Source organism: uncultured Acetobacteroides sp., assembly GCF_963667355.2.
Lineage (GTDB): Bacteria > Bacteroidota > Bacteroidia > Bacteroidales > ZOR0009 > Acetobacteroides.
In genome coordinates, this window is the sequence record NZ_OY763328.2 from 257,230 (window position 1) to 271,232 (window position 14,003).

12 protein-coding genes and 1 pseudogene are annotated in these 14,003 nt (G+C 43.8%); 7 read left to right on the forward strand and 6 right to left on the reverse strand.

From position 1 onward, the window contains the following. Positions 1-23: 23 nt before the first annotated feature. From ACHZA1_RS01090 to ACHZA1_RS01100, 3 genes and pseudogenes are all read left to right on the forward strand, one after another. Positions 24-1,037 (forward strand): annotated as a pseudogene (locus tag ACHZA1_RS01090) (dipeptide epimerase); the annotation flags it as partial. A gap of 450 nt (positions 1,038-1,487) precedes the next feature. Then, a complete protein-coding gene (gene trxA / locus ACHZA1_RS01095) occupies positions 1,488-1,853 on the forward strand; it encodes a thioredoxin (RefSeq protein WP_320053394.1) in 366 nt (121 codons plus the stop codon). Further along, on the forward strand, positions 1,853-2,095 hold the full coding sequence (locus tag ACHZA1_RS01100; protein ID WP_320053395.1) for a hypothetical protein: 243 nt from the start codon (positions 1,853-1,855) through the stop codon (positions 2,093-2,095). Before trxA ends, ACHZA1_RS01100 begins: the two co-directional genes overlap by 1 nt. Before the next feature lie 146 nt (positions 2,096-2,241). Here the strand turns inward: ACHZA1_RS01100 and ACHZA1_RS01105 are convergent, their stop codons facing one another. The 4 genes from ACHZA1_RS01105 to ACHZA1_RS01120 form a co-directional block, all read right to left on the reverse strand. Next, the gene (locus tag ACHZA1_RS01105; protein ID WP_320053396.1) at positions 2,242-3,396 is read right to left on the reverse strand and encodes a hypothetical protein; all 1,155 of its coding nucleotides are present in this window, start codon (positions 3,394-3,396) and stop codon (positions 2,242-2,244) included. 314 nt (positions 3,397-3,710) lie between these two features. Then, on the reverse strand, positions 3,711-4,232 hold the full coding sequence (locus tag ACHZA1_RS01110; protein ID WP_320053397.1) for a GNAT family N-acetyltransferase: 522 nt from the start codon (positions 4,230-4,232) through the stop codon (positions 3,711-3,713). A gap of 177 nt (positions 4,233-4,409) precedes the next feature. Next, positions 4,410-4,928, reverse strand: coding sequence for a hypothetical protein (locus ACHZA1_RS01115; RefSeq protein ID WP_320053398.1), 519 nt, complete (start codon positions 4,926-4,928; stop codon positions 4,410-4,412). A gap of 38 nt (positions 4,929-4,966) precedes the next feature. After that, the gene (locus ACHZA1_RS01120) at positions 4,967-5,893 is read right to left on the reverse strand and encodes an SMI1/KNR4 family protein (RefSeq protein WP_320053399.1); all 927 of its coding nucleotides are present in this window, start codon (positions 5,891-5,893) and stop codon (positions 4,967-4,969) included. Between the two features lie 369 nt (positions 5,894-6,262). Between ACHZA1_RS01120 and ACHZA1_RS01125 the strand changes: the two genes are divergently transcribed. From ACHZA1_RS01125 to ACHZA1_RS01140, 4 genes are all read left to right on the forward strand, one after another. Further along, the gene (locus ACHZA1_RS01125; protein ID WP_320053400.1) at positions 6,263-6,568 is read left to right on the forward strand and encodes a hypothetical protein; all 306 of its coding nucleotides are present in this window, start codon (positions 6,263-6,265) and stop codon (positions 6,566-6,568) included. 4 nt (positions 6,569-6,572) lie between these two features. After that, positions 6,573-7,316, forward strand: coding sequence for a DUF6261 family protein (locus ACHZA1_RS01130; protein ID WP_320053401.1), 744 nt, complete (start codon positions 6,573-6,575; stop codon positions 7,314-7,316). Between the two features lie 619 nt (positions 7,317-7,935). Then, positions 7,936-9,921, forward strand: a complete 1,986-nt coding sequence (locus ACHZA1_RS01135; RefSeq protein WP_320053402.1) for a DUF3857 domain-containing protein — start codon at positions 7,936-7,938, stop codon at positions 9,919-9,921. Between the two features lie 3 nt (positions 9,922-9,924). Continuing rightward, positions 9,925-11,820: a DUF3857 domain-containing protein gene (locus ACHZA1_RS01140; RefSeq protein ID WP_320053403.1), complete on the forward strand. Its 1,896-nt coding sequence runs from the start codon at positions 9,925-9,927 to the stop codon at positions 11,818-11,820. A gap of 130 nt (positions 11,821-11,950) precedes the next feature. On the opposite strand, the gene ACHZA1_RS01145 is transcribed toward ACHZA1_RS01140, so the two are convergent. Together ACHZA1_RS01145 and ACHZA1_RS01150 are read right to left on the reverse strand one after the other, a co-directional pair. Further along, entirely contained in the window at positions 11,951-12,868 is a 918-nt protein-coding gene (locus ACHZA1_RS01145) for an RluA family pseudouridine synthase (RefSeq protein ID WP_320053404.1), read from the reverse strand. A gap of 96 nt (positions 12,869-12,964) precedes the next feature. Then, positions 12,965-13,999 carry a GTP-binding protein gene (locus ACHZA1_RS01150; RefSeq protein WP_320053405.1) on the reverse strand — a complete coding sequence of 345 codons (1,035 nt, stop codon included), beginning with the start codon at positions 13,997-13,999 and terminating at the stop codon, positions 12,965-12,967. Positions 14,000-14,003: the final 4 nt, after the last annotated feature.

Consider the following 14,003-nt stretch of genomic DNA (forward strand, 5'->3'; position numbering starts at 1 on the left):
AACCATCTTATTTGAAGCACATAATGAAGTTTTCATTTACCCCTTACACCCTTGAGTTGAGGCATGTATTTACAGTTGCTGCCAATTCGAGAAGTACAACACCCGTTGTTCTAACTCAAATAATCCACGAAGGTTACTCAGGATACGGCGAAGCCTCCATGCCTCCATACTTAGGAGAGGATACGCAGTCCGTAATGCGGTTCTTATCGAAGGTAAATCTCGAACAATTCAACGATCCCTTTTGCCTCGACGACATCCTAACCTACGTTGACGCCATAGAGCCTGACAACACCGCCGCAAAAGCATCGGTAGATATTGCCCTTCACGATCTCGTCGGTAAGCTACTTGGACAACCACTTTACCGCCTATGGGGATACAACCCACAACAGTCGCCATTTACATCCTACACCATAGGGATAGACAGCCGCGAAGTTGTTATAGAGAAGACCCACGAAGCCGCACCCTACAAAATCCTCAAGGTTAAGCTAGGACGCGACAACGATACTGAAATGGTGCAAGCCATACGTTCGGTTACCGATAAGCCCCTTTACGTTGATGCCAACCAAGGATGGCACGATAGAAACAAAGCGCTGGAAATGGCACATTGGCTTAAGGAGAACGGAGCCCTGCTCATCGAGCAGCCAATGCCCAAAGAGCAGGTCGAGGATATTGCCTGGCTAACCCAGCATAGCCCGCTGCCTATTATTGCCGACGAGGGAATAAAACGCCTAAGCGATTTGGTAAAATACCAAGGTGCCTACTCCGGCGTAAACGTTAAGCTTATGAAATGCACAGGGCTTCGCGAGGCTCAGCGCATGATTAACTTTGCCAAAGCCACAGGCATGAAAACGATGATTGGCTGCATGACCGAAACCTCCTGCGCCATATCGGCTGCTGCCCACCTTAGCATTGTCACCAACTTTGCCGATTTGGATGGCGCGCTACTCATCAGCAACGATGCCTTCGATGGCGTGTCGGTAGTCGATGGCAAGGTAACGCTAAACAACCAACCTGGCATCGGGGTTACCCATCGGTAAGCCCCAGCAAATTGAATTGAAAGGGAGTCTAACTACAGTAGGCTCCCTTTTCGCATATTCAAAACTTCTCCCCATTCAATCTTCCGCTCCATAATAAACTTCTGCATAGGGATGTCGAGATGCTGACACACACCAAAATGAACGGAAATATATCTTCCTCTTTTCATTATATATTAGGTACCAGGAAGCAGCAATCTACTGTTACTCTCATTGCTATCTATCAAAATCAGGAGTTTTTCTTTATTAAGGATTAAAGCGTTAGGTATAAAGATACCTCCCTACGCATATGCTTACCCATGCTGACATAACAAAGATAGAGGGCGATTCCCCAATAAATATCACTCCAAAAGCTGATGCATGTCAACCCCAGATTCCTGAAAACATCTTCTGCTGGCTCTATATTTGTACCTGTAGCCAAGTATTAAAAACGACAATTAAAAAAAGCAGAATATGGCAAAGAACATCACCAGCCAAGATTTTAAAGACATGGTCTTTAACTACGATGAATCGCAAGAGTGGAAATTCAAGGGCGAGCGTCCAGCAGTAATCGACTTCTACGCCGATTGGTGCGCACCCTGCCGCATGGTTGCCCCAGTAATCGAGGAGCTAAGCACCGAGTACAACGGCAAGATCGACTTCTACAAGGTTGATACCGAAGCCCAGCAGGAGCTTGCCGGCATATTTGGCATCCGAAGCATCCCCTCCATCCTCTTTATACCCGTAGAGGGTCAACCACAGATGTCAACAGGGGCACTCCCTAAGAGCTCCTTTAAGCAGGCGTTTAAAGATATCTTTAGCGTAGAAATTGCGGAATAATGAAAGAACAACTTATGCGCCTGCTATCGGGTTGGCATTTTACCCGAATACTATACCTTGTCATCGGATTGGCAAGCTTGGGGTACGGCATCTACCTTAGCGATGCCACTTCGTACGCGATTGCCGGACTGTTCCTGCTACAGGCAATCTTCAACATCTCGTTTTGTGGTGCAGCAGGTTGCTGTACGGCATCGAGCAGCAAGCCTCGAATAGAGGTTGGCAGGTACAAGCCCAAGCATTAATCGATAGGATACTTACATACCAAAGGCCCTTAGAACGACTAAGGGCCTTTGCTTATTTTATGTGCTAAAATGCTTTTAAATCAGGCGCAAAAGGCAGTTCTTTGGTTGCACCACATCTTTACTAGCGAGCGGTCAATAAACCGCAATCAAAACTTCTTATTCTTATCGAAGTAAATTGTAAAAACAGCCTTTCTTTTTAGCTTGCTTTTCTCGGTGTCCTCCTCGTCGTAGTAGTAACGAACGGGAGTTAGTCCCACAACCTTTTTCTGCATCCGAAGCGTTTCTGGATCGACATACCACTCCTCGTGGAATATAACCGATTTAAAATCACCAGGTTCAAGGGTGCGCTGCTTTGTAAGTACCGAGATTGTTCCATCAAAATTCATTAGGCGTACGGTATCGATGCCAATGCCTACATTGGCATTTATCCTATCAACCGAAAGCCGCTGCTGGGTTTCAAAATCGTAAACCGGATAATTATCTTTCATTGCCTTATCCAAAAGAAGGTTGAGGAGGTGTTCTACTCCATACCTGCTAAGAAAAGGTGCATCGTTGCTAGCGACCAAGAATGTCGATTCCTCATCCGTCAGCTTATTGTACTGATCAAACTCCGCCTGCCTGCTCCAGAAAGAGTTCGGCAAATTAAAGAGGTACTCATGCTTAACCCGGTTGGTGAGGAGCATTCGTCGATTAGACTTCTCGATATCCTGCTCATTTTGCAGCGAATCAACTACCACAAAAGGAATGGAGTAGCAGTAGCTTTCCGAATTTTCTTTTAGGTATTTGCGAATAGGGCTATACGCCACAACCCATTTAGTAAACTCAAATGGTGTTTCGCTTAACGCCCACTCCTCTAGAAAAAAGAGGCCTTTAAGCTCCGAAATATCGTATGGCCTTAGGGATTCTGACACTTCGTGGTTTCCGGTAGAATCATCGTGATACACTTTAGAAATCTCCTGACCAAGGTTATGCATAACCTCATCAGCCGATAATGCCTGCTTATAACCAGCACCGTATGGGCTATCGCCATAAGAGGGGGCAAAAACCGATATCTTTGAAGCCTGCACCGTGTCAACTAGTAGCTTAAAGACATCAGCAACCGGCTGATTGTAGTACAAAGAACAGCCAACATCCAGCGCCTTATCGTTCGACAAGGTTGCGCTGCAGGGCTCGGTGCCAACCGTGTACCTAACCATCAACTTGGAGGGCATTAGCACGTTTGTACCTTTAACGACGGTTGCTTGGCCTACAGACTGCAGTGCCGTAGCTGCAAAAAGAATGGCTAAAATGGATGATCGCATATAATATACGTTGTGATTCGCAACAAAGGTAAGCATTCATTCAAGAAAAAAGAGAAGTCTGTTTCTATCAGGAAGATCCAACCTTGGCTTGGCGAAGCTGAGCCCCTAAATTCGGGTTGCAATTTCGACTTTACTTAACAGCTTACCCTCCATTTATTAGTAGAAATAACCAGCAATTTTTCAGCTGCGGTCAAAGTCCGCTTCTTAACATCGACGAAGACGCAACCGTAACGAAGTGGTGTTCGTCGTAGTTAGCAATCTGTGGTTTTACAAATTTTTTCTTTAATCCCAACATATGCTATCATTAAAGCAACTCACACCATATCACCATTAAACAATGATATCACTTTTTCAAAAGCCTTTCGAGGTGAACCTTGATAATAGATTTCTCCACAATAAGTGTAGTTCAATTTATCCAGAATCTTAAGCATTGGGATGTTGTCAAAATTAGTATCTACCTTAATGCTGTAAACCTTCTGTTCAATGCATATATTTTCTACCATTTTAAACAGTTGAGTAGCAACACCTTTCCCTTTTGATTTATTTGATGTAGCAACACGATGAATTACAACATAATTATCATTAGTAAGCCATTCCCCTTTAATGTCTTTGTAAGAAGGTTCATTGCCTAAAATGATCGCCGCATAAGCTACGATTATACTATCATCTATTAACACGTAAGCATAACCATTAATTATATCTTCAAAAATAGTTTGCTCATTTGGATAACCATTTTGCCATTGCTCGCTCCCATCTTGTTTTCTTTGCTCAATCGCGTCTCGTAAAATCTTCCAAATAATAGGAATTTCTGAAATAATGGCTTTTCTCAAAATCATTTCATGAGAATTATAAATTGAATATTCAATGTCAGCCTCCTCGCCTTTAACGTTCCGCGGCTATGTGCAGGCGGGCACTTATACTACGTGATGACGTTAATTAATTGTTTTTATGTTTACTATTGCACCAAATGCCCGCTTGCATATAGGCGCTGTTGTGCTTTTTCATTTTTCATTTTACCAAATCACATTCTCTGAATATTCTTGATCCTTGTAGTCATTAAAGTCTTTCACTTTCTTGAACTCGAAAGTCTCTACATTGATTTCCCAAATTGCAGAATTCATGCTCCAAGGATCAGTTAGTATTTCGACTGTTTCCATATTTTTAATTCGAATAGAGTGAATCCATTGAAGATTTTCATTGTCTATTCTTTTCCACTTTTTAGGAGTCCAAATCGTCAAATGTTCTCCTGCTACAATCACCCATTTATTGTTCTTGTCAATCAGTCCACATGCTGGGTCATCATAAAAATCGTCTTCCATTAAAGTCGCACCTGTTAATTTGTCGGTCAGGAAGGTCGCTTCAAACTCATTTTCAAGTTTTAGCCTGTCTGTTTCGTACAGAATATTCATAAGGTTAAATGGTGTCTTTGCATGAAGCCCAACGTTTGGCGATATAGGCAACAAGCGCCTGCGGGCTTCCGTTCTCTTAGCCTGTACTGCGGCTGGGCGGCATAGTAAGCTTCCGCTTACCATTTCACACGCTTGTTAACGATACCGCGTATTGGGCATTGTTATTTTTCATCCTTAATCATATTCTTGAATATCTCGTGTAAATGTAATTCCTGTTTAAAATCAACTGATTCATCAACTATTTTTGAAATAATCAAATCGAAAAAGTCCGTGATACTGTTTGAAAGCACAAACATATCTTCTTCGTCTCTACCGAAAATTATCACTTGTCCTTTAACTCCATTTGTATCTGGGTCTAAGTCGATTCCAATATAATTTCCTCCATGGTCAGAGAATACAGGAATCCATTGGGGATTAAAATACATTTTCTTAATCGCTCCGACAGGCGTTGAAGTAAATGGGATTTCTTCGTTAAAATTGTAATCTGTTCTTTTAACTTCATATTTCTTGTCTGAATACATGACAAACTCAAGTTCATCCCAATTATAGGAGTCTTTCTCTAATTCATGTAAATCCTTGACTAACAGAGATAATTTCTTATAATCATCAATATCAATTGTTTCTCTACTTTTATCGTCAGTATTTCCCGATTTATACAAATAAGGTCCACCATACGAACCTAAACCACAAGAAAACTCAATTTTATACCAGCTTTTCTTAAACAATCCTTTTTTTGGAGCTTTTGCAAAGTAAAATTCTACTATTTTAGAAAGCAATTCATTTGATTTATCTGGGTTTTTAAGTATTCTTTCGGCAGGCTTCACTAAAGATAGTCCGAATTGAATCTGCTTAGCCATTTCGTCAATTGGAATAAACCTATGACCAAGAAAACAACTTCTCTCATCACCTGATTCTCCATTATTAGCAAGATATAAATCAGTTAGTTCAGTCGGTATCTTTTCACCAATCAATTTGTCTATCTCTGCAACTTGATTTTCATTAGCTCCGTCATTAAGAGAGTTTAATTTCCAATCAAATTTCTCGGATTGCAATTCTATTATTCGCTTTAGTTTCTCTGATATATTCATATGGTTACGGTTTCTTGTTTTATAGTGCCCAACTCTATTATATGTGCAACAAAGATGCGCATATCCTTTCTTTTGGGTGTATAAGCGCAACAGATGTTGCGCTTATACGACTACCAAAGAAAACTAATAATTAAAGATCTTCAAAAAAAGGCTTTCCATTTTTCAGTCCTATAATAAATAGAGTGAATACATGCACATTACAATCAAACACCACAAGCACCTACTATTTGCATAAAAAATATTCAGCTAATTTTTGAACTCTTTCATTAATTAAGCGGTTGTACATACCAAATGCGAAGAAAAAGGTAAGGAGTAGCCCATTAGGCTAGTGAAAAAAGAAGGGGAAAGCCACAAAGCACCATTTGCAAAATGGAAAATGGTGCAGTAAAGCCCCAAAGCACAACTTGCAAAATGGAAAATAGAACAATGAGGCTCGAAAGTACAACTTGCAAAACGGAAAATGGTACAATGAAAACAGAAAAGACAATTTGCAAAATGGAAAATGGTTCAACGGAAATGAAAAGTATAAGATGCAAAAGTGAAAGCAGTACAATGAGGCACGAATCCCCAGATTCTAAAAAAATCCCCCATGCGATATCGCCCGAAGGTATCGGGCTAAGGAGAAATACAGCGCTATCCCAACGTTCAACAAATATTACAAACCAAACAAATTAAAGCTATGGCAAAATTTTTGTCATTTTTACGGAAATGTAAGCTGGATAACCTAATGGGTTATGCCAAGGAGCTTAAAGAAATTACCATTTCGGTGGGCATTACGGAGCTACCTACGTCTAATGCGTACGTGGAGTATGATACCGTTTTGGTCAAAATGGAGGACGGGTATAAGCAGGATAGAAAAAATCCGTTTACCGACGAGCTCGCTATGTGCGTTCAGGATAGAGGGAACACGTTTAACTCGGTAGACCTAACCGTACAAAGCTTTATCAACTCTAAAGGGGCTGCCGAAGCTGCTGCAGCCAAAAAGCTGAATATCCTTCTATCAAAGTACAAGGCAGAGTTCTCGAAAAGCACGTACAGCGGTGCAACGGGCATGATCTCCAGCTTTATTGAAGACATTAAGCTCCCAGAAAATGCAGAGGCCATTGCTACCCTAAAAATGGAGAAGAAAATAGAGCAGCTGATAGGTGAACAGAAAGAGTATGTAAACACCTACCTGCAATGTATCGCCAAGGATATGGAAAGCGAGGCAACCGTTGTTGCATCTAAAATTAGAAATGAATTCCTCCTCGCAACCCGTAGCCTATTTCTCTTTGTTGGGGTGAAGGCTAAAGAAAACCCTAACAGCAAGTGGTCGGAGCTGAACACGAAAATTGCCATACACAATGCCAAGTTCGAGAAGAAGGAGGCTGTTCGCCAAGCAGCCCTAAAAAAGAAAAGGGACGAAAAGAAGAATAAGCAGTAGCCTAACGGCATGCTGAAAATGGGATAGCAAAAAAAAGGGGCATGGCTCCTTTTTTTATGGGCTGACGTAAGCTCTAAGAAAAAAATGAGGTGCCGTAAGGGATATGCTGATCCGATTTTTTCTAAAATGCGAAATGGACATGAATATAGGGATACCCCTTCAGGGTTGTTGTTTTGAGATCCATCCTTCCGTGGGTTTCACCCATGGTTATTCAGGTATCGCTCTTTCAGAGCGGCAAAATGCTACGAAGTAGCTACCCCTCAGTAACCGTGGGTAACCCCCACGGAAAACCACAGAAGGGTAAATCAACCCCGAAGGGGTGACCCTAAGTCTTAAACTTTTGCCAATCAAAAAGGATATGAGTAAAATATTGGATGAAGACCACTCTTGAATTTTAGGACTACACGAGAACATCGCGTATCGCTTTAATGCACATCTGGGTTAAAAAGCAAAATCCCTTATTCCCTCTCCAGATCGCCATCATTACACTAGCCGCCAAACGGGAAATAAAATCTGACAACGAAGACATCGACCAAAATGAATATTTATTAACACCCTTTACGAAAAAATCAATAGTATTCGTATATTTGAAAAAAATCTATAAATAAACTACCATCGTATGAATAAAAGACTGCTCCTAGCGCTAATGCTAGTGCTGCCATTCATCTCCCACGCACAGTTTGTGCCACAGAAGTTTGGAAAAATCACCCCTGCAGAAATTGACTTAAAGGTCTACCCCAAAGACTCTAGCGCTTCAGCGGTAGTCCTGTTCGACAAGGGGCAATTCTACTATGATTTCAACTCGGTGACCAGCGATTTTAAAGTTGTCTTTCACGAGCATAAGCGCATCAAAATCCTAAAGAAGGAGGGCGAGGAGTATGCCACGGTAAAAATACCCGTATACGGTAAATCTGAATCACGCGAAATGATCAACTCGTTCAAAGCCTTTACCTACAACATTATCGACGGTAAGCAGGAAAAGGTTAAGCTCGATAAGAGCCTCATATTTAAGGAAAAAGTTAACGACAACCTATCCATCAACAAGTTCACCTTCCCCAGCGTAAAGGAGGGATCAATTATCGAGTACGAGATAGAGATAACATCGGGCTACGACGGCTACATCAACGACTGGCACTTTCAAAGCTCCATCCCCGTTGCCTGGAGCGGCTACGACGTCTCCATCCCCGAATACTACGTATTTAACCGACAGACCAAAGGGTACAACACCTTTGCAGAATCAACCCACTCGCAGGAGTCCAGGAGCATTAACTTTGGCGGATCCAGTTCCATCCTCTACACCAACTATATAGACCACTTTGTGATGAAGGATGTTCCCGCCTTCAAAGAGGAGCCCTTTATGGACTGCAAGGACAACTACCTCTCGATGGTTAGCTACGAGCTTCGCTCCATCCAAATACCAGGAGCTCTATATAAAGACTACAACGCATCGTGGGAGGGCATCTCCAAAGGCATGCTCGACGATAGCGACTTTGGCGGACAAATAAGAACCCGCGGCTTTTTTAGGGACGACTTAGCCGCAGCGATCAAGAACGACACCACCCAGCTTAGCAAGATCCAAACCATATTCAACCTAGTTAAGTCGAAGGTTAAGTGGAACGATGTAAACAACTACTGGTGCAAGGATGGCATCAAGAAGGCCTATAAGGATGGAATTGGAAACTGTGCCGAAATCAACCTCTTGCTTGTAGCCATGCTTAAGGAAGCTGGAATAACCGCCTATCCGGTAATTCTTAGCACCCGCAGCCATGGCTTAATCGACTTTGGCCATCCATCATCCACCAAGGCCAACTACGTAGTAGCTGTTGCCGAAGCCGATGGCCGTCAGCTATTCCTAGATGCAACCCGTAAGTACAACCAGCTTGGAGTACTTCCACTCGACTGCCTAAACGGTAAAGGACGCATTGTGGAGCCTGGTAAGTTCGAATGGATAGAGCTAACCCCAGGCACCTCTCCATCGAAGAGAAACTACTACAGCGAAATCAACATTTCACCAGACGGAACGCTTAGCGGCAAGATGCAGCTCGCATACCTCCAAAACGAGGCCAACGACAAGCGCGCCTCCCTCTTTGCCCAAAAGGAGGAAGACTACAAAAAGAACATCCAAACTTCCATTGGCGACTGTACCATCGATAGCCTAAAAATCACGAATCTCAAGGAAAACCTGGAGCTTCCGCTGTACATGTTCTTCCAGTACAACATTCCCAATAGGGCATCGATTGCGGGAAACAACATCTTCGTCAACCCATTTATTATTGGCAAGCAAACCGAAAACATCTTTAAGCTCGAGAAGCGCACCTACCCTATCAACTACGGATACCCCTTCCAAACCCGCCACATCATACAGCTTAACATCCCCAAAGGGTACACCATCGACGAACTTCCCAAAAACATAGCCGTTGGCACCTCCGACAAAAGCGCCATTGTGATGGTAAAGTACAGCGTAAGCGAAGGTGTCATTACCATCGACTACCTTCTCAACGTCAGCAAGCCCATATTCCTCCCATCGGAGTACGACGAGATAAAGGAGATCTACAACAAGATCGTCGAAAAGCATGCCGAAATGATAACCCTAAAGAAAGCCTAGCACATGACCAAAGCAGCACTACTAACCATCCTGCTAACTGCAACGAGCATCTGCACCTGGGCGCAAGAGGGATATCCGGTAAAGGATATCCCCGATTCTCTCTCAAAAAAAGCCGATGTGGTTGTACGCAACGAATCGTACGAGATTATCATCCATAATGAGAAGAGCTATACGGAGAAGAAGGTGAAAGCCATAACAATACTATCAGAAAAAGACAAGAAGTATGCGAACTACTTCGAAACTTACGATCTCTTCTCTACCATATCGAGCTTTAAGGGTACGGTTTACGATGCCAACGGTAAAAAGGTGAAGAAAATCAAGGAGTCGGATCTAACAGATCAAAGCTTCACCTCCGCCATCAACCTCTTCGACGACCAACGAATAAAATACTACGAGCTCGACTACCCCAACTACCCCTACACGGTAGTTTACGAAACCGAAATCTACAACAAGGGCATTGTAGCCCTTCCCAGTTGGGAAGCCTACGATGGCTACGATATGGGAATGCAGAAAACATCGGTAAAAGTTAGCTTCCCCACAGGAATGGGCGTAAACTTCAAGACCTATAACGTAAAAGGTAACGTAAAGGTAACCGAAGAAGACGGTAGAAAGACGATTTTCTATGCTGTAGAAAACCTAAAACCTATAGAACACGAGGCAATGCCAGCTCCGCTCCACCGGTATACTCCTCAGATAAGGTTCTCCATCGATAAGATGAACTACGATGGCTACGAAGGACCACAGGCAACATGGGAACAGTACAGCAGCACAATGTACAACCTCTACAAGGATCGCGATGATATTAGCCCCGCACTAAAAGCACAATTCGCGCAGCTGCAGGGCAAACCGCTGCTTGAGATTGCGGAGAATGTAAGAAAACACCTTGAAAAAAACACACGATACGTCAGCATTCAGCTCGGAATTGGAGGATTTCAGCCATTCAAAGCAGGAGTTGTCGAACGTACCGGATTCGGCGACTGTAAGGCACTAGCGAATTTTGCCCACGTACTATTTAAGCAGGCAGGAGTAACCTCGTACCCAACCCTAATACAAATGAATGGTGCTGGCGAGGTCGACCAATCGTTCCCAACCGACTACTTTAACCATGTGATACTTTGCGTTCCAAACGGCAAGGACACGCTTTGGATGGATTGTACTGCTCCTGAATTAAACCTAGGCTACCTCCCCTATCCAGATAGCGACTGCGATGTAGTACCTATCGCAGAAAAAGGAGGGAAAATTGTCAAGACGCCTAAGTACAATAGTAGCCAAAATCTTCGCCAACGAGATATTGCCTTTCAAATTGATGCAGAAGGCAACATTAATGGGAAAATCAAGACCGAAGCCAAACACTACCGAAGTGAAAAGTACTTCTTCAGGAATAAGGCAAGCGCCGAAGATCAACGGAAAGCAATCCTAGAGGAGCTACCGTTCGCCAACCCTGTTCTGTCGAACATTGCCTACAAGAACACCAACACTGCCGAAATGGACATCGAGGAGAGCTACTCGCTTAGCGCCAACAAGTACTGTTCGGTGGTAGGTAAGCGTGTATTTGTTCCCGTAGTAGCACTCGAAAGAACCTCACTGCTTCCCAAAATCGAAAAGCGCCTTGCCGATATCGAGGTAGATTTAGGCACTACAAGCAAAGATTCGCTCGAATTTAAGCTGCCAGCAGGCTACAAAATAGAAGCGCTACCACCCGACGTTAGCCTATCAACCGATTTTGGTCGCTACACGCTCTGCTGCAAAGTAGACAAGCAAACCTTGCACATTACCCGATGCATCGAGGTTAAAGAGGGAAAGTTTCCCGCGTCAAAGTACAACGAGATGTACGACTTCTACAAAAAGATGAGCGCTGCCGATAACAGCAAAGCAATTCTAATCAAGGAAGAGAACTAACCGATAATAATCCATAGAGAAAAAGGGCGCAAAGTATTTCTTTGCGCCCTTTTTCTTATATCGTCTCTCGAAACTGAGTATACTCAATTCCCATCTTGAGTCTTGTGTCTTATATCTTGTGTCTTATATCTTACCTGAAAAGATCGGTAAACTGCCGAGGAATACGCGACTCAAACCGATGCTTCTGACCTGTTATAGGATGTACAAATTCGAGGATATGCGCATGTAAGCCTAGGCGCTCGAATGGACTTTTAACGCCACCGTACTTCTTATCGCCAACAATGCTGTGACCAAGGTCTTTCATGTGAACGCGAATCTGGTTTTTACGCCCCGTATCAAGCGTTGCCTCCAGCATGGTATACTGAGACGACCTGCGCAGCACCCTGTAGTAGGTTGTTGAACGTTGACCACCATTGGGAGTAAAGCTCGACTTGGTTTCAAACGAACCGCCTTCGGTAAGCCATGTGGTAATCTGCCCCTCCTCGTTCTCCACCTTTCCGCCAACCACAAGCACGTAGCGACGATCGGTAACCGTATCGTTCCAGCTACGCTGCATCTGCTCCTGTACCTCCTTATTCTTGGCAAACATCATCACCCCCGACGTATCCCTGTCGAGCCGATGAAGTACGAATATCTTATTATGCTCGTTGGCCGATTTTACGTAGGTTTTCAGGATGGCGTAAGCCGTTTGCTCGCGTTCGCGTTCGGTACCTACCGAAAGCAAGCCCGCCTTCTTGTCTACAACAATCACGTAATCGTCTTCGAAAACAACCTTTAGCAGGGGATTCGTAAGCTTTTCTGGAACTAAACCTGTATTGATGGTAACAACATCGCCGATAGAAAGTGGCGTAGTATCAATGGCAACCGTCACATCGTTAACCGACACCTGACGGTGCTTAAGCATCGACTTAACCGCCGAACGGCTTTTCCCCGAATGGATTTGCTGGATGAATAAAAGAATGTTCGTAGGTTCCTTTACCGTATATACCTGAATGGTGGATTTTGCCTTTGCCTTATCCTTCGCAGGATTTGTAGCCTTTCGTGTCATACTCGCTGTCGATGTTATTTAGGGCACAAAGGTAGCAGAAAAAGCATCACTACACCAAGTTGCTGCTAACGACTTATCTTCCATAACGGAGAAGCCTCATTCTTTCGGGCAAGCCACATCGCCCTTCACCAAGAGCATAGAAAGAGCCTTGTCTATTTCATCCCCCTGGATATGCTTTCCTATAAACACGATGCGGCTTTCGCGCTCCTCTCCATTCTTCCAGGCATCCCCCTCCTCGAACATAAAGGCCCCACGAACCGAATGGAAAATCATTCTATTGGAACGATTGGCAAATGAAAGGATTCCCTTAACCCGAAACACCTTAGAGCCACCAAAGTAGAAGAAAGACTCCATCCACAACGAGAACTTATCAAAATCAAAGCTACCCGTATAGGTAAAGGCGTACGACTGGATATCGTGCATTAAGGCCTTTGTAGCTAGCGCAGCCGTAAAGCCGCCCATCTTAGTCAGCCCCTTTAGCGGCAAAACATTGGCGTACTTAAGCGTCGACTGCTCAATCTGCCTGCCGGTAAAGGCACGGATATCGAGCAGATCAACATTCGCAATGTTCCCAAACGATGTTGCAAATACGGAAGCCGAAGGATTTACGCGCGACATAACCATCTTTACAGCATCAAGATAGCCTGGAGTAACGCAGTCAACCTTGTTTACAATTACCACATCCGCCATTACCAGCTGGCGCGAAGCCTCCTCCTGCTCCTCCAGCAGTTCCTCTATTATAGGAGCATCTACCACACAAATTACCGCATCAACATCGAAGTTATCGGCTACTTCAGGCGTTGCAATAAATGCCTTAATAACCGTAAGCGGATCGGCAATGCCCGTTGTCTCCACCACCAACCTATCAAAACGGCTTCGAATGCGCAGCAGCTCCTCGAGGGTTGCATAGAGGTCATCGTTCATCGAGCAGCATATGCAGCCATTCGACAGCTCAAACACATTTCCTTTATCGGCGCCAACCACCAGCTCGGCATCAATATTAATATCGCCAAACTCATTCTCGATTATGGCGAAACGAGTATCGCTATACTTCTTGATGATGCTATTCAGAAGGGTAGTTTTGCCGGAGCCCAAAAAGCCGGATATAATTGTAACAGGAATTTTACTCATCTCA